Consider the following 15,974-nt stretch of genomic DNA (forward strand, 5'->3'; position numbering starts at 1 on the left):
TTGCAGGTGTTTCTCTCCCGCTTACAGGCTCTCCAGCTTGCTCTGGACAAAGGCGCACAGCAGCTTGGCGCAGTCCCGGGCGTCCTGCAGGTCGGCCATCTCCACCGGGGTGTGGATATAGCGGCAGGGCACGGACACGCCGCCGGTGCGCACGCCGATGCGGGTGGTGTGCATCACCCCGGCATCGGTCCCCCCGGCACGCATGATATCCCGCTGGGTGGGCATATCCAGGGTCTTGGCCTGGCTCTCCAGCTTTTGGATCATGTCCGGGTGGCAGATGACGGAGGAGTCCATGATCTTGATGGCCGGGCCCTTGCCCAGCCGGACCGTCCCGCACTTCTCCGAGCCGGGGGTGTCGTCCACGTCGGTGACATCCACCACCACGGCATAGTCCGGGTCCACCGCCCAGGCGGCGGGCTTGGCCCCCCGCAGGCCCACCTCCTCCTGCACGGTGAACACCACATACAGGTCGTTGGGGCACAGCTCCATCTCCTCCAGCACCTTGAGCAAAATGGCGCAGGAGATGCGGTTATCCAAGTAAGGGGAAACCACTTTACCCTGATTGGTAAAGCAGGGAGAATCATAGATCATCGTGTCGCCCACGGCCACGGCCTTCAGGGCGGTCTCCCGGTCCTTGGCTCCGATGTCCACATAGCACTCGTCCAGCTTCAGCTTGCCGAAGTCGGCCTTCTCCTCCGGGACGATCACCCCCCGCGCCCCGCCGGCAAAGCGCACGGGGGTATAGGCGGCCTCCTTGGGGCTGATGCCCCCCAGGCGGCCCACCCGCAAAAAGCCGTTCTCCTCCACATGGGTGACGATAAAGCCGATGGAGTCCATGTGGGCACACAGCATCACCCGGGGGCCGCTGCCCAGCTTGCGCACGATCAGGTTGCCCATGGTGTCGGTGGATATCTCGTCGGCCAGGGGGCGGGCCAGCTCGGCCAGCCTCTCCCGGATGCCCCCCTCGTCCCCGGAGGGACCGTGGGCGGCGTTCAGCGTCTGGATCAGTTCCAGCAGTTCCATTCTCTCTCCGCTCCTTATTCTTCCGCCCCGTCCCGGGCCATCTCCTCCAGAAACAGCCGGGTCAGGCGCAGCATATTTTCCATGTCCTCCACATTGGCCACGCTGGCCGGGGCGTGGAGATAGCGCACCGCCGCCGACATGGCGGCCACCCGCACCCCGGCGCGGCTGCGCTGGATGGTCCGGGCATCGTTGCCCCCGGCGATATACTCCTTGGTCTGCCAGGGGATGCTGTGCCCCTCCGCCAGCCGGGTCAGGGTGCGGAACAGCCCCCGGTCATAGATGGTGGCCCCGTCCATATAGGAGATCACCGGGCCTTTTCCCGGGGCGCACACCTTCCGGTGGTCGTCCACCCCGGGCAGATCGGCGGCGGTGGTGGTCTCCAGCACCAGGGCGATGTCCGGCTTCACAGAGAAGGCCGCGGCAAAGGCCCCCCGGGTGCCCACCTCCTCCTGGGCGGTGAAGGCGAAGGTCACGTCCATGGGCAGTTCCTCCCGCAGCAGGGAGAGCATGACGGCGCAGCCAACTCTGTCGTCGATGGCCTTGGCCTTCAGCATCCCCTCCCCCAGCTCCTCGGGCTCACCCAAAAATGCGCCGTAGGTGCCGGGCCGGACCAGGGCCAGGGCCTCGTCCTTGTCGGCAGCTCCGATGTCCAGATACATGCTGTCCGTCTTGGGGACCTTTTTGCCCTCCTCCCGGCTGACCAGGTGGATGGCCTTCAGGCCGATGACCCCGGGGACCTTTTCCGGGCCCAACACCACCGGCTTGCCGATGGCCACCCGGCGGTCCACCCCGCCCACAAAGTCGAACTTGCAAAAGCCCTCGTCGGTGATGCGGGTGACGATCAGGCCCACCTCGTCCATGTGGGCTGCCAGCAGCAGCTTGGGCCCGTCGGACCGGAGGCCCTTTTTGAACACAATCAGGTTGCCCAGGGCGTCGGTGCGGATGGAGTCGGCATAGGGCCCGGCCTGTTCCCGCAGAAAGTCCCGGACAGCGTCCTCGTCCCCGGACACGCCGTTTTGGCGGCAGAGCTGTTTGAGCAGATCAATCATTGCCGGGCACCTCCTCTCCCAACCCCCGGATGAAGTGGGCCAGCAGGGCGGCGGTATTGTCCATGTCCTCCCGGCTCACCGTCTCGATGGGGGTGTGCATATAGCGCAGGGGCAGGGACAGCACGGCGGTGGCCACGCCCTCCCGGCTCACCTGCAGGGGCCAGCCGTTGGTGCCCGAGTGGCCGGCCATCACCTCGATCTGGCAGTCCATCCCGGCCTCCTCCGCCTTGTGCTGCAGGCGGCGGGACATCCACCGGGTACAGTTGGGGCCCAGCCCGATCACCGGGCCGCCCCCCAGGGGGAAGGTCTTGCCCTTGTCCCCGTCGGGGCTGTCCCCGTGGGTCACGTCCACCGCCACGCACAGCTCCGGCACGATGCCATAGGCCGCCGTGATGGCCCCGGTGCTGTGGGTCTCCTCCTGGGTGGAGCCCAGAACGTACACGTCCACGTCCAGCGCCTCCCCCTTCAGCCGCTCCAGGGCATCCAGCAGGATGGCAAAGCAGGCCCGGTCGTCCAGCGCCTTGCCGCACAGCAGCTTGTCCCCCAGCCGGGTGCAGCCCGCCCGATAGACGGCGGGGGTGCCCACGGGGATCAGCCGCTCCGCCTCCTCCTGGCACAGGCCCACGTCCAGATACAGGTCCTTGATGGGCTGGGGCTTGTTCATGTCCTCCGCCGTCTGCACGTGGGGGGGCATACAGGCCACAACCCCCAGCCTGGGGGGCTGGGTGAGGATGGTCAGCTCCCGGTCGGGCAGCATCCGGGGGTCCACGCCGCCCAGGGGGGCGAAGCGGAGATAGCCCTCCTCGTGGCCGGTGATGAGAAAGCCGATCTCGTCCAGGTGGGCATCCAGCAGCAGCCGGGGAGCGTTCTCCCTGCCGCACCGGCGCAGACCCACCACGCTGCCCATGCGGTCCACCCGCACCTCGTCCACCAGGGGACGCAGCAGCTCTGCCGCCGCCTGGGCCACCGGGCCTTCAAAGCCGCTGGGCCCCGGCAGGGCGCACAGGTGTTTCAATACTTCTTCGTAGTCCAAACTCAGACCCTCCGATTTTTTGCTGTCATTGCAGGAAAGATCCTGATCGATATGGGGCGGATGGGGACATCCGCCCCTACGGGTGTTCCCTTGTAGGGGCCGCTGTCCCCAGCGGCCCGCTGTCAACGCACTGGCATCCGGGCGGCTGAAAGCCGCCCCTACAAGAGACCAGGGGAGCCGGTGTAGGGGCGGATATTATCTGCCCGGAAAGCGATCCTAAAAGCGGAATCCCTCAGTCAGCTTCGCTGACAGCCCCCTTTAACAAGGGGGCCAAGGGACGAGGGTTACGGATTGCTGCGTCGGCCCGCTGGGCCTCCTCGCAATGACAGGCTTTTTTGACAGTAGGGGCGGATATTATCCGCCCGGAATCCCCCCCGCTGGGCCTCCTCGCAATGACAAGATGTCTTTACAGCTCGTTCACCAGCGCCTTAAAGCGCTTGCCCCGCTCCATAAAGTTCTTGAACTGGTCAAAGGCGGCGCAGGCGGGGGACAGCACCACCACGTCCCCGGCCACAGCGGCCCCCTGGGCGGCGGCCACGGCGGCGGCCAGGTCGTGGGTCTCCAAGATCTCCAGGCCGCTCCCGGCAAACTCCGGGGCGGACTCCACCGCCTGGCGGATGGCGGGGGCAGTGGCCCCGCACAGCACCAGCACTTTCACCTTCTTGCAGATCTCCCGGCCCAGCTGGGTGAAGGGCACGCCCTTGTCATAGCCCCCGGCGATCAAGATCAGCTTCTGCTGGAAGGAGTCCAGACAGGCCATGGTCCGGGTGGGGCTGGTGCCGATGGAGTCGTTATAGTACTTCACGCCGCCCAGCTCCCGCACCAGCTCGATGCGGTGCTCCACGCCGGTAAAGCGCTTGGCCACGGCCCGCACGCACTTGTCGGGGACCACCCCGTCCACGGCGGCGATGGCGGCCATATAGTTTTCGATGTTGTGTACGCCGGGGATGCGGATATCCGCCAGCGGCAGGACCTCCCGGCTGCCCATGGCGTTGGTCAGCCAGATGGCCTCGTCCCGGAGATACACCCCCTCCTCCAGCTTGCTCTTCCGGCTGAACAGGGTCACGCCGGCGGGGGCCTCTTTGGACAGCTCCCGGGTGATGTCGTTGTCAAAGTTGAACACCGCCCGGTCCCCCGCCTTCTGGTGGAGATAGATGTTCCGCTTGGCGTTGGTATACTCCTCCATGGTGTGGTGATAGTCCAGGTGGTTGGGGCTCAGGTTGGTGAACACGGACACGTTGGGGCTCAGAGTCATGGTCATCAGCTGGAAAGAGGACAGCTCCACCACCACCATGTCGTCCGCCGTCATGCCGCCCACGTCGGGCAGCAGGGGCTTGCCGATGTTGCCGCCCACATACACGTTGAACCCGGCCTCTTTCAAAAACTCGCTGATGAGGGTGGTGGTGGTGGTCTTGCCGTCGCTCCCCGTCACGCCGAAGATTTTGCAGGGGCACAGCCGGAAGAACAGCTCCATCTCCGAGGTGATCTCTCTCCCCTTCTCCGCCGCCTTGACCAGCTCCGGGTGGTTGGGGCTCAGGCCGGGGGTGCGGAAGATGACATCAAAGCGATAGAGCTTGTCCAGATACTCCTCCCCCAGCTGGAACTTCGCACCCAGGCTCTCCAGCTCGGCGGCCAGTTCCTCCACCCGCTCCCGGGGAGACTTATCGCACACCGTGACCTTCAGCCCGGCGCGCAGCATCATGCGGATGAGGGGGGTGTTGCTCACGCCCATGCCGATGACGGCAACGGACTTGCCCCGCAGGGACTCCAGATATTCAGCAATGGTGGACATAAACGTCCTCCTTCCATGTTTTTCTTTGTAACTTAGTGATTTTACCACGATTCCCCGAAAAATTCAATCGAAAGTGCGGACACATTTCGACCTCGGCCCCATTCGGGCAGAAAAGGCGCTCCAGCTCCTCCAGCATCCGGCGCAGTCTGCCCCGGCCGCACCCGGCCATTTTGGCCAGTCCCGCCACGGTATAGCGCCAGCTGTCCGGCAGAGAGGTCATCCGCATAAACAGCCCCCTGGCCTCCAGACTCAGCCGCCCGTCCTGGGCCACCTCCCGATACACCATGACAAAAGGCTTGGTCCGCATACCGCTTCTCTTCATCTCCCGCTCCCCCTATCTGCCGCAAAATACACCTATATAAAGGGCGGGCTTCCGGGCAAAGCGGTACGTTTTCGTGCGTCTTTCCCGTCACGAACTGCGGCGGAAGAAGTGCGGTCCCCCCTGTTGACAACCCCCGCATTTTCCTGTATCATAGGCAGAGCAAGTAAGCTGGACAGCCGCGCGGGCGGGGCGAAAGGCCCGTCTGTGAGGAAAGTCCGGGCTCCGCAGGGCAAGGATAACGGGTAACACCCGCCGGGGGCGACCCTAGGAAAAGTGCAACAGAGATATACCGCCCACAGTCACACCTGTGGCCGTGAGTAAGGGTGGAAAGGCGAGGTAAGAGCTCACCCGACGGCTGGGAACAGTCCGTCGCTGTAAACTCTATTCGGAGCAACGCCGTGGGAACGCAATAGACCGGCCCGGTCGCGTTCAGGGGGCGGCTGGAGCGTGGGGGCAACTCCACGTCGAGATAGATGGCTGTCTTAAAAGACAGAACCCGGCTTACAGGCTTACTTGTCAAAAAGGCCGCAAAGGGACAAAACCCTTTGCGGTCTTTTTATCAGCCTGTCGCTCCACCCGCTCCCGTCATTGCCGGGAGCAAAGCGGCACAGCGATCCGTCCCCCTCGTCTCCTCGGCTCCCCCTGTGGGGGAGCTGGCACCGAAGGTGACTGAGAGGGCTGTCCCCCGTGTCAAATGAAGGCTATCGAAGCAAATCATCAGGCCCCCAGGCCCGCACTGCCAACCCAAGACAGTGCGGGCCTGAATTTTTGTGTCGCTTATCCTGTATATCGTATCCCCGTCCCATTTGCAACGACTTTCTCCGTTCTTTGAAAAACGTGCCGTTTCCATAGCGGGAACAGCGGGGGCAGGTCCTTTTGTCGTTTCGCCGAATTTGGATTCCTGCGTTCCGGCATAAAGAAACCGTTAATTTCCCGTTAAAAAAAGAAAAGTTTCCAACACTTTTCCCTTTCTTTTTCACTCTTGGATTTGACGTTTTTGGGCTGTTTGGTGGTTTTGCCCATGAATATTTTGTTTTTCCTCCGTTTTCTTACCAGCTTCGGCGTTGACATTCCCGACAAAAACAGCTAAGATTCATAAACGCCCATAAGAATGCAACGAAAATGAAACGAATGGTGGCCAAATGTGTGTGTCGGCCACAAGGAGGTCTTGTCATTGAAAAAAGTTCCGGTCTTTTTGGCGGCCCTGCTTCTGCTCTGCGTCCCGGTGCTGGCTGCGGGCGGCCAGGTATCTGAGATCGCCGAGCCCACGGCTGCCCTTTGGATGTGCATCCCCTTCGCCGGTATCCTGCTGTGCATCGCCGTGATGCCTCTGGTAGCCCCCGCCTGGTGGGAGCGCCACCAACCCATTGTAGTGGGCATCTGGTCGCTGCTGTTTCTCATCCCCTTCGCCGTGGTGAACGGGGCGGGCGCTTCTGTCCAGTCTGCCCTGGAGTGCCTGGTGGACGACTATCTCACCTTTATCGTGCTGCTGTTCGGCCTGTTCTGCGTGGCCGGCAACATCACCCTGGAGGGCGACCTGGCCGGCTCCCCCCGGGTCAACGTGGCCCTGCTGCTATTCGGCACCATGCTGTCCAGTCTGGTGGGCACCACCGGTGCCAGTATGCTCATGGTCCGTCCCCTGCTGAAGATGAACGCCTGGCGCAAGCGCCGCCGCCACATTATGGTGTTCTTTATCTTCCTCATCTCCAACATCGGCGGCTGCCTCACCCCCATCGGCGACCCTCCGCTGCTCATGGGCTTCTCCCGGGGCGTGCCCTTCTTCTGGAGCCTGCGCCTGGTGCCCATGCTGCTGCTGAACGTGGCGGTGCTGCTGTTCCTGTTCTATCATGTGGACATGCGGGCCTATCGCCGCGACATCGCCGAGGGCCGCAAGCCCGACATCAGCGGCCCCGGCACCCAGGTCCATATCCGGGGGCTGCACAACGTGGTCTTCCTGCTGATGATCGTGGCCGCCGTCATTCTCAGCGGCACTCTGCCCAACCTGCCCGCCATGCAGGATGCCCAGGGCCAGGTGCTGGGCCTGCCCATCTTCGGTGAGGTGCGGCTCACCCTCCCCGCCGTCATCGAGATCGCCATCATTCTGCTGGCCGCCCTGCTGTCCTTCAAGACAACCAGCGTCGAGGTCCGCCGCTCCAACCACTTTACCTGGGGTGCCATCCAGGAGGTGGCCGTGCTGTTCATCGGCATCTTCATCACCATGAAGCCCGCCCTGATGCTCCTCCAGGCCCACGGTGCCGAGCTGGGGATCACCACCCCCTTCCAGATGTTCTGGGCCACCGGTGCCCTGTCCAGCTTTTTGGACAACACCCCCACCTATCTGGTCTTCCTCACCACCGCCTGTGCCCAGGGCTTTACCAGCGGCGTGAACACCACCCTGGGCGTGGTCCCCGTGCAGATGCTGGAGGCCATCTCCTGCGGCGCGGTGTTCATGGGTGCCAACACCTACATTGGCAACGCCCCCAACTTTATGGTAAAATCCATCTCGGATGAAAACGGTATTCGTATGCCCTCCTTCTTCGGCTACATGCTGTGGTCGCTGGGCTTCCTGGTTCCCGTGTTCCTGCTGGACTCGCTCATCTTCTTTCTGTAAGGAGGCTTGGATCACATGGATGACAATATGACTATGCGGCTGGAAATTGCCCGCCGTATCTACGATCTGGACGCGGAGGTCTATCGGGTGCTGGGCTCCAGCCTGGGCCGGGTGTTCAACAGCGACCGGGACATGACGGTCCGCCGTCTGGCCAACCTGATGGGCGACTTCACCCAGGGCCACTACCTGCGCAGCGAGCTGGCCCTGATCTCCAACATGGCCCGCACCATCCCCGTCAAGGCGGACCGCTCCCGGCTGATGACCGAGTACAACGAGATCCTCCACGCCCTGGACAAGCTGCCCACCAACTTCAACTCCCTGGACATCCTGGACCCCAAGATGGCCCACCTGAACAGCCTGCGGCTCAACCGCCGCTTTGACCAGGGCAACCACCTGGTGGTGTGCATCGGCCGCACCTACGGCAGCGCAGGCACCGACATCGGCTTTGCCCTGGCCGACGCCCTGAAGATCAACTACTACGACTCCGAGATCTTCACCGAGGTGCTGGAGCGCATGGAGGCCGACCCCAAGTCCGTTCAGGACCGGGTGAGCTTTGCCCATAAGCAGAACCTGAACCAGAGCCTGGGCATGGACAAAAACCGCGGCCTGAAGGAGCGCCTGCGGGAGTTCAACCGCTACCACGGCCTGCCCACCGAGGATGCCCTCTTCTTCAACCAGAGCGGCCTGCTGTGCGACATGGCCAAGCGGGAGGACTTTATCATCATGGGCCGCTGCGCCGACGCGATCTTGTCCAACAACGGCATCCCCCACATCAGCCTGTTCATCAACGCCCCCTTTAACCTGCGGGTGCGCCGGGTGATGGACACCGACGGTCTGGACAAGAAGGGGGCCGTTAAGCTGCTCCACCAGCTGGACCGCCGCCACCGCCACTATTACGAGTTCTACACCGGCCGCCGCTGGGGCGACCCCGCCAACTACGACCTGTGTCTCAACAGTGCGTCCTACGGCATCGACGGCTCCGTGGCGCTGGTCCGCCAGCTCATCGAAAAGAGCCGTGAGTCGGCCAAGGACTGACCCCTCCCCGTTTCCCATCCCATCTCTTTGACATAGACCAGCGCCGCCCCGGCTCTCTCCGGGACGGCGCTGGTCTTTTCTATGCCGGTGAAGAAAAAAATCGAAACTTTCCGAAAAGAAATGCTTGCATTTTGGTTCCTGTTTTGCTATAATGGGCTAGTAAGTTCGATGCAGGTATAGTTCATCGGTAGAACGCGACCTTCCCAAGGTCGATAGGAGGGTTCGACTCCCTTTACCTGCTCCAGTTGTCGCAGACTTTACCAAGTTTGCGACGATTTTTTATGCGTTCTCAGCAGGCGGCACCTCCCTGCATCCCTTGATCCCTTGCTTTTTGCCCTGCATCTTGATAGAATGGACTTGATCCAATCGATATCATCCTGTCAGAACGGAGGTTCTTATGAGACGCACTGTACTGATCCCCGCCCTGTGTCTGCTCGCAGCTTTCGCGCTTTCCGCCTGCTCCCCTGCCGCCCCCGGCGGGCAGGGGTCCGAGGCTCTCAGCCCTGTGGGCCCGGGCACGCCGGCATTTCTCGATGACATAGGGAGACCCCTGCGCGAATTAAAAGCCGAACAGCCCAGCGGCGAAGTCGGGATACGGTTGGACGGCTTCCCCGATCATGCCGCCGCATGTTTTGGAGAGCCGGGGGCGGAATACGCTTCCTACTTTTTCGGAACACAGAGCGGGGATGCCGAGAAGGCCATGGACGAATGTGCCCCTCAGTTGAAGTGCGCCGGTTTCGTCACCACAGCAGGCGTTCTCTTTCCCGACATGGAAGATGAGATGTCCTTTGAGGACTTCTTCTCCCTGCTCGGCGTGGACGAGTATGAATACTTCGGAGATGACGAAAATACCATCACCGCCGAGGGCTGGCTGAGGTTCCAGTACCGCGGCATGGAGGTCCTGATCAACACAAACGAAGCTGCCGCCGGCGGCGGCTGGGATTTCACAGGCACAGAGCTCGTAAAACGGGATGCTCCCGCGTCCATTGCAGACCCGGAACTGTCAGCGGCCAATCAGGACTTGGCCGATGCAGTCATGTTTGATTGACGCAAAGGGACAAAAATCCCAAAAACCTATTGACAGTGCCCCGGATTCTGCATATAGTATTGAAAGAAAACGTACGTTGTGCGCATACGAACATATATGAAGGAGCAGCGAGTATGATCTTTGAAAAACTGAAATCGCTCATTGCCGAGCAGTTCAATGTGGACGAGGATTCCATCACCATGGAGACCTCCTTTGCCGATGACCTGAACGCCGACTCGGTGGATCTCGTAGACCTGTCCATGGCCCTGGAAGAGGAGTTCGGCATTGACGAGCTCACCGAGGAGGAGACCGCCTCCATCAGCACCGTGGGCGATCTGGTCCGCTTCCTGCAGGGCAAAGTGGACTGAGCATACAGAAAGAAACACATGCGAAGCTCCGCCCCGGGCGGAGTTTTGCCATGTCTAAGGAGAGCTGCGCATGGAAACCTTGGAAAAAAAGCTGGGGTATACCTTTCAGGACAAATCCCTGCTGGAAAACGCGCTGACCCACAGCTCCTGTGCCAACGAGAGCAAGGGCCGGCTGCAGAGCAACGAGCGGCTGGAATTTTTGGGTGACTCCATTCTGGGCATGGTGGTGGCCGACCACCTGTACCGCAACCACCCCGACCTGCCCGAGGGGGACCTGACCCGCACCCGGGCCGCCCTGGTCTGCGAGGAGAGCCTGGTGGTGGTGGCCGAGGAGCTGGGCCTGGGCGCGTATCTCCACCTGGGCCGGGGCGAGGAGGCCGGCGGCGGCCGCCAGCGCCCCTCCATTCGGGCCGACGCGGTGGAGGCCGTGCTGGCCGCCGTCTATCTGGACGGGGGCATCGGCTCTGCCCGGAAGATCATCCAGAAGTATATCCTCAGCCGGGAGGTGGCCGGGCTGACCAAGCCCCGGGACCACAAGACCGCCCTGCAGGAGCTGGTCCAGCGGGAGAGCGGCCAGGTGCTGCGCTATCGCCTGGTCCGCGAGGAGGGCCCCGACCACGACAAGCGCTTTTTCGTGGAGGTGGACCTGAACGGCTCCCCCGTGGGCACGGGCAGCGGCCGCAGCAAGAAAGAGGCCGAGCAGATGGCCGCCAAGGCCGCCATTGAAAGGCTGGAGCAGCCGGGCATCTGACGCGGCCTCCCCCTTCCCCAACACAAGAACACTCCCTGACGGGCTTTTCACGGCCTGTCAGGGAGTGTTTCTGTCTGTATGTGCTCAGTCGTCCCGTTCCCGGCGGAACAGCCTTTTCAGGGGGTTGCGGCTGCGCTTTTTCTCCAGGCGCTCCAGGGCCCGGGCGGCCTCTTTGCTGCCACCCTCCGCCGCCTGGTGATAGTATTCCAAAGCGGCCTTCCGGTCACGGGGCAGGCCATAGCCGTGCTCCAGGCACTCCCCCAGCCAATACTGCCCCCTGGCATAGCCCTGGCGGGCCGACCTGCCGAACCACTCCGCCGCCAGCACCCGGTCCTGCTTCATGGCCACGCCGTGGTAATAGAAGAATCCCAGGCAGCACTGGGCCCGGGCATCCCCCGCCTCCGCCGCCTGGCGATAGAGTTGGGCGGCTTTGGTCTTGTCCTGCTCCACCCCGGTACCCGTCTCATAGCACAGGGCCAGGGAGCAGGTGGCGGGGGCATAGCCCATCTCGTGGGCGGCCCGGTACAGCTCCGCCGCCCGCTTCTCGTCCTTCTTCACGCCGCAGCCCAGGTCATAGCACTCCCCCAGCAGGCTCATGGCCCTGGGATGCCGCTGCTGGGCGGACTTGGCAAACCACTCCGCCGCCTTGTCGTCGTCCTCGTCCACGCCGATGCCCCGGTAATAGCAATAGCCCAGGTTGCACTGAGCCCGGGCATCTCCCCGCTCTGCCGCCTGGCGGTAGAGGGGCACGGCCCGGGCCTTGTCCATCTCCACGCCCCGGCCCAGCTCATAGCACAGACCCAGCATACAGGTGGCGGGGGGATAGCCCCCCAGGTGGGCGGCCTCATAAAGCTGCGCCGCCCGCTTTAACTCCTGCTCCACACCATAGCCATGGTCATAGCACTGCCCCAGCAAAAACTCCGCCCGGTGGCTGCCTGCGGCCACGGCCCTTTGAAACCATTCCACGGCCGTCTCGTCGCTCTCCTCCACGCCAATGCCCTGGTAGTAGCAATAGCCCAGATTGCACAGGGCCCGGGCGTCCCCCGCCTCCGCCGCCTGGCGGTAGAGCGCCACCGCTTTATCCAGGTCCCGGTCCACCCCCCGGCCCAGCTCGTAGCACAGGCCAAGGGAACAGGTGCCGGCGATCTCGCCCCGGTCACTGGCAGCCTGAAACAGTCCCACCGCCCGCACCAGGTCCTGCTCCACGCCAAAGCCCCGGTCATAGCACTCCCCCAGCAGGTTCAGCGCCCGGGGATAGCCGCTCTTGGCCGCCCTGGCAAACCAGTGGGCGGCCTTTTTGTTGTCCTCGTCCACGCCGATACCCATGTAATAGCAAAAGCCCAGGTTGCAGGCGGCGGGGGGATAGCCCGCGTCCGCCCCCACCTGATAGAGCTCCACCGCGTGGGCCAGATCCCGTTCCACGCCCACCCCCGTCTCATAGCACAGGCCCAGGGCGCAGGCAGCGGGGAGAAAGCCCTGGACATAGGCACGGCGATAGCATTCCGCCGCCTTCCGGCTGTCCTGGGCCGTCCCCCGGCCCATCTCGCAGCAGATGCCATAGAGATACAGCCCCCGGGCGCTGTCCTGCTCCGCCGCCTGGCGATAGAGCTGGGCGGCCTTTTCCCGGTCAGGCGTGACCCCGATGCCCTGGTCATAGCACTCCCCTAACGAGCAGGTCCCCTCGTCATAGCCCTGGCGGTGGGCCTCCTCATACAGACGAAAGGCCTTCACCGGGTCAGCTTCCACCCCGTGGCCGTTCTCATAGCACTCTCCCAGCAGGGCCTGGGCCCGGGGATAGCCCTGCTCCGCCGCCAGGGTGAACAGGCGGGCGGCCTCCTCATTGTTCTCCGCCACGGCGATGCCGTGGTAATAGAAAAAGCCCAGCCGGCACTGGGCGGGGGCAAACCCCTGTTCCGCCGCCGTGCGGTAGAGTTCCAGTGCCTTGTCCTTGTCCTGGGGCACCCCCCGGCCCATCTCATAGCACAGCCCCAGCTCGCACACGGCGGGGATATACTCCTGCTCCGCCGCCGCCATGTACAGTTCAGCGGCCCTGTCAAAATCCTGATGGGTGCCCACGCCTCCGGCCCAGCACAGACCGGCCCCATACTGGGCGGCGATATGCCCCCCCTCGGCGGCCTGGTCCAGCCAATAGAAGGCCTGCCGGTCGTTCTGCTCCGCCCCGCCGCTGCCCTCGTAATAACACATGCCCAGGCGATACTCCGCCTCCAGATCGCCGCTCTCCGCCGCGCTCTGGAGCTCCTGCAGCCCCGCCCGCTTTTTGGCCGACACTGCGGCCATGCTGTGGATCACGTTTGGGTCGATGTACACCATCATCCCGTCCTGCTCCGCCCCGTCCCAGGGCACGCGCTCCTCGTCCATAGCATTCCGCTCCTTTCTCTCTTGAAAAAAGTCGCTGCAAGCAGCCTTTCTACTTACAGCGACAAAGTATGATCTGATTTCCAGAATACGCCTGCCGGTCACTTCTTGCCGGTCCATTATAACATAGCCGGCCCGGGTCTGCAACGCCATGTCATTGCGGCAGGGTATCTTTATACTGCTGATAATCTCCCTCTGTCACCAGCTTTGTATATGCGCGATAGGCATCCTGAAGCGTCTTGTACTGGTTGGCGGAGGAGCAATATTTTTTATAGCCATAGAGCCCCATGTGTTCTGCGACCGCAATGTAATTTCCCACCTTGTTGGTCCGCACCGCAGTGGTCGTCTCTGAGACATAGTATCTTCCGTCCCCGGTCTGGATGATCACCGGGATATTCTGTCCGGTGCCAGATCGTTCAGTACGCCGCTGTCCGTCAGGGCCTTGTGCATGTCCTCCCTCAGGTCAATCCGGTGCCCCGTTTTTCCGCCCCTCCAGTTGAACACAGCGCCGTCTTTCAGGCTGAACGACACCGCGCGATACTGTTCAATGAGCTGGCGCTATCCGACAAGCTCTTTGAGCATTGCGCCGAGATTGACGAAGCGGCACGAAACCGCATAGAACTGATCGTGCGGTCACTGGCAGAGCAAAACGGCGTGACCGAACAGCTGAAAGCCGAAAATCAGATGGAGTGGGTACGGCAGATGAACGCTTGCAAGGCACAGGCAGAGGAAGTTGTGAAAGCGGAATTGATTTACGATTGAGCGAGGAAGTCCGGGCAGAAAACTGTTCGGACTTTTCTCATGTAGTCCAAAGTTGCGGTAGAACTGTTCACAAGTTTATGGTATAATTTGAATACGAAATTGAGAAACAAATCGGAATTTGAGGAGAACAATGAATGGCAACATGGAGTGGTATAAGGAAAAAATTGGAAACGGAATATCTGGCTCAAAGTCTGCAAGGTCATATTCAGTATTATGCAACATCATATAGCAGGAGTCACGACCATGAGGGACGGGCGGCGATAAGATATGATGGAAAAGAAATCATCAAGGGATGCTATTGGAACAATTGGGTGAAAGCAGACATGTTTCCTCAAGACGAAAAATACGAGAAACGCATGAAAGTAGAAAATGCGTATATGGACGATACAGCTATAAAATTGGGTATTTTTGACCAACGCTGTTTTTATAATGCGTTTGCAGAGTTTGATAATCAAGATATTGAAGCGAGTCTTAAAAGTGAAAATTTAATCGTAAAAATATTTGCTGTATTGGATAGACGAGTTGGTAAACGGAGATTAAGAATTATGAAAGAAACTATAATGGAAGAACCAGATACATTCCAAGAGTTTTATGCGATTCGGACAAAAGCAGAAGGACTGTTATAAATCTCGATTTGTCGAGAAGTTAAGCCGGAGCAAATCCCTTTAGGAACGAAAGGGCGCACTTCTATACTCTCCTATCGGGAGTATCGTGCGTCCTGGGTCGCTTCATTCCCGGTCAGCAGAAGAAAACTGCATGATCGAGAATGTTGCGTCACGACCTTCCGTCAAGGAAGCTACACTCCCTTGCGCCGCTTGTGCGTCTATCCCTTGTGGACTTGCCGTCCGCAAACGGTTTTGACAAACCGTTCGCCGCCAGCAAGTTGCAAAAGAAGTATGATGGAGGTACTCAATTTGAAAAGAGCTGCAAAAATAGTTTTGATAGGAGTCTGCTTCGGCTTGATTTTGTTATTTCTTAAAATTATTTTTAGGATTGATGATGCAGCTTTTATGCATGGTTATTGGATTGCAGCGGTTGCCATTGTATTAGGCGCTGTGTTAATCAATGTATGTTACAATCTAATTTATTTTAACAAAGTCAAGAAAATTGCAAAGTTGCTGAGTGAAGAAAAGCCACAGGAATACATTGACGGTATAGAAAATTTGCTAAAAACCGCAAAAGGGAAAACATTAAGAAATATCTTAGAATTAAATTTGGCTGCTGGATACATCGAGATAAAACAATTTGATATAGCAATTCCTATGCTGGAAAAATTATCCCATGAGCGGCTGAGCGGTTCTTCTGTTAATGTAGTTCATAAAATCAACCTTTGCTTGAGCTATTTTGAAACTGCCCAGTATGAAAAAGCAATTACAATATACAACGAAAACCAAGGACTTTTTCAACAATATAGACATCACAAAATCTACGGCGGAAACATAGCCATACTTGATATAATAGCAGCAATTATAAATGAGCAATATAATCAGGCAGAAGAATTGCTGGATACAGCAAAGAAAATGTATGATGATCCTCGATTGCAAAAATCGTTTCGAGAAATTCTTGATATATTAAAGAAAGAAAAGGCGGAAAATCACTAACATCTTTAACTCAATACGGAAAATTAGACCGTTGACTGGTCGCACTATGCGAAAAGTTGACGGTCTTTTTTTATCCCCAAAATCAAAAAAGGAGGTCACGAAACAGATAATGTACAATAACTTGCGCAAATTAAAAAGAGCATAAAAGAAGACATAGCTTGCAGGCTCTGGTAGAATGAAGTTACCACACAAACATTCGAAAGGAGCAAGCAAACTATGTCCGA

At 60.0% G+C, this 15,974-nt stretch carries 15 protein-coding genes, 1 tRNA gene and 1 other RNA gene; 10 read left to right on the plus strand and 7 right to left on the minus strand.

The genetic code is table 11. From position 1 onward, the window contains the following. Positions 1–21 precede the first annotated feature (21 nt). The 5 genes from H8S55_RS07835 to H8S55_RS07855 form a co-directional block, all read right to left on the minus strand. On the minus strand, positions 22–1,023 hold the full coding sequence (locus H8S55_RS07835) for a M42 family metallopeptidase (RefSeq protein ID WP_147563783.1): 1,002 nt from the start codon (positions 1,021–1,023) through the stop codon (positions 22–24). 14 nt (positions 1,024–1,037) lie between these two features. Further along, positions 1,038–2,072 carry a M42 family metallopeptidase gene (locus tag H8S55_RS07840; RefSeq protein ID WP_186878510.1) on the minus strand — a complete coding sequence of 345 codons (1,035 nt, stop codon included), beginning with the start codon at positions 2,070–2,072 and terminating at the stop codon, positions 1,038–1,040. Next, positions 2,065–3,105: a M42 family metallopeptidase gene (locus H8S55_RS07845; protein ID WP_186878511.1), complete on the minus strand. Its 1,041-nt coding sequence runs from the start codon at positions 3,103–3,105 to the stop codon at positions 2,065–2,067. Before H8S55_RS07845 ends, H8S55_RS07840 begins: the two co-directional genes overlap by 8 nt. A 406-nt stretch (positions 3,106–3,511) precedes the next feature. Further along, complete coding sequence (gene murD / locus H8S55_RS07850) at positions 3,512–4,897, minus strand: UDP-N-acetylmuramoyl-L-alanine--D-glutamate ligase (RefSeq protein ID WP_186878512.1); 1,386 nt, start codon at positions 4,895–4,897, stop codon at positions 3,512–3,514. After that, the gene (locus H8S55_RS07855; RefSeq protein ID WP_186878513.1) at positions 4,881–5,219 is read right to left on the minus strand and encodes a helix-turn-helix domain-containing protein; all 339 of its coding nucleotides are present in this window, start codon (positions 5,217–5,219) and stop codon (positions 4,881–4,883) included. Before H8S55_RS07855 ends, murD begins: the two co-directional genes overlap by 17 nt. Positions 5,220–5,379: 160 nt before the next feature. Between H8S55_RS07855 and rnpB the strand changes: the two genes are divergently transcribed. From rnpB to rnc, 7 genes are all read left to right on the plus strand, one after another. Next, positions 5,380–5,739: RNase P RNA component class A (gene rnpB / locus H8S55_RS07860), an RNA gene on the plus strand. A 654-nt stretch (positions 5,740–6,393) separates the two neighbouring features. After that, positions 6,394–7,830, plus strand: coding sequence for a sodium:proton antiporter (locus H8S55_RS07865; protein ID WP_366467622.1), 1,437 nt, complete (start codon positions 6,394–6,396; stop codon positions 7,828–7,830). A 15-nt stretch (positions 7,831–7,845) separates the two neighbouring features. Then, positions 7,846–8,865, plus strand: coding sequence for a cytidylate kinase-like family protein (locus tag H8S55_RS07870; RefSeq protein WP_186878514.1), 1,020 nt, complete (start codon positions 7,846–7,848; stop codon positions 8,863–8,865). A gap of 170 nt (positions 8,866–9,035) precedes the next feature. Beyond that, positions 9,036–9,109, plus strand: a tRNA-Gly gene (locus tag H8S55_RS07875). Between the two features lie 153 nt (positions 9,110–9,262). After that, entirely contained in the window at positions 9,263–9,913 is a 651-nt protein-coding gene (locus H8S55_RS07880) for a hypothetical protein (protein WP_186878515.1), read from the plus strand. Between the two features lie 113 nt (positions 9,914–10,026). Next, positions 10,027–10,260 carry an acyl carrier protein gene (acpP, locus tag H8S55_RS07885; RefSeq protein WP_186878516.1) on the plus strand — a complete coding sequence of 78 codons (234 nt, stop codon included), beginning with the start codon at positions 10,027–10,029 and terminating at the stop codon, positions 10,258–10,260. Positions 10,261–10,330: 70 nt separating this feature from the next. Next, complete coding sequence (gene rnc / locus H8S55_RS07890) at positions 10,331–11,011, plus strand: ribonuclease III (protein ID WP_186878517.1); 681 nt, start codon at positions 10,331–10,333, stop codon at positions 11,009–11,011. Between the two features lie 84 nt (positions 11,012–11,095). Here rnc and H8S55_RS07895 read toward each other — a convergent pair whose 3' ends face one another. After that, positions 11,096–13,390 carry an SEL1-like repeat protein gene (locus H8S55_RS07895; protein WP_186878518.1) on the minus strand — a complete coding sequence of 765 codons (2,295 nt, stop codon included), beginning with the start codon at positions 13,388–13,390 and terminating at the stop codon, positions 11,096–11,098. A gap of 151 nt (positions 13,391–13,541) precedes the next feature. Continuing rightward, positions 13,542–13,775, minus strand: a complete 234-nt coding sequence (locus H8S55_RS07900; protein WP_186878519.1) for a hypothetical protein — start codon at positions 13,773–13,775, stop codon at positions 13,542–13,544. A gap of 83 nt (positions 13,776–13,858) precedes the next feature. Between H8S55_RS07900 and H8S55_RS07905 the strand changes: the two genes are divergently transcribed. The 3 genes from H8S55_RS07905 (at position 13,859) to H8S55_RS07915 (ending at position 15,750) form a co-directional block, all read left to right on the plus strand. Next, entirely contained in the window at positions 13,859–14,149 is a 291-nt protein-coding gene (locus H8S55_RS07905) for a TnpV protein (protein WP_366467629.1), read from the plus strand. Positions 14,150–14,283: 134 nt separating this feature from the next. Continuing rightward, a complete protein-coding gene (locus H8S55_RS07910) occupies positions 14,284–14,775 on the plus strand; it encodes an SF0329 family protein (RefSeq protein ID WP_186878520.1) in 492 nt (163 codons plus the stop codon). Positions 14,776–15,063: 288 nt separating this feature from the next. Further along, positions 15,064–15,750 carry a hypothetical protein gene (locus H8S55_RS07915; protein WP_186878521.1) on the plus strand — a complete coding sequence of 229 codons (687 nt, stop codon included), beginning with the start codon at positions 15,064–15,066 and terminating at the stop codon, positions 15,748–15,750. Positions 15,751–15,974: the final 224 nt, after the last annotated feature.

Origin of the sequence: Flintibacter faecis, assembly GCF_014287875.1 — a bacterium.
Taxonomy (GTDB): Bacteria; Bacillota; Clostridia; order Oscillospirales; family Oscillospiraceae; genus Lawsonibacter; species Lawsonibacter faecis_A.

Bases quoted from the DNA above. Each gene is read 5' to 3' on its own strand.
- rnc (WP_186878517.1), top strand. From the start codon at position 10,331: ATGGAAACCTTGGAAAAAAAGCTGGGGTATACCTTTCAGGACAAATCC.
- H8S55_RS07855 (WP_186878513.1), bottom strand. From the start codon at position 5,219: ATGAAGAGAAGCGGTATGCGGACCAAGCCTTTTGTCATGGTGTATCGG.
- H8S55_RS07835 (WP_147563783.1), bottom strand. From the start codon at position 1,023: ATGGAACTGCTGGAACTGATCCAGACGCTGAACGCCGCCCACGGTCCC.
- H8S55_RS07870 (WP_186878514.1), top strand. From the start codon at position 7,846: ATGGATGACAATATGACTATGCGGCTGGAAATTGCCCGCCGTATCTAC.
- acpP (WP_186878516.1), top strand. From the start codon at position 10,027: ATGATCTTTGAAAAACTGAAATCGCTCATTGCCGAGCAGTTCAATGTG.
- murD (WP_186878512.1), bottom strand. From the start codon at position 4,897: ATGTCCACCATTGCTGAATATCTGGAGTCCCTGCGGGGCAAGTCCGTT.
- H8S55_RS07840 (WP_186878510.1), bottom strand. From the start codon at position 2,072: ATGATTGATCTGCTCAAACAGCTCTGCCGCCAAAACGGCGTGTCCGGG.
- H8S55_RS07895 (WP_186878518.1), bottom strand. From the start codon at position 13,390: ATGGACGAGGAGCGCGTGCCCTGGGACGGGGCGGAGCAGGACGGGATG.
- H8S55_RS07910 (WP_186878520.1), top strand. From the start codon at position 14,284: ATGGCAACATGGAGTGGTATAAGGAAAAAATTGGAAACGGAATATCTG.
- H8S55_RS07880 (WP_186878515.1), top strand. From the start codon at position 9,263: ATGAGACGCACTGTACTGATCCCCGCCCTGTGTCTGCTCGCAGCTTTC.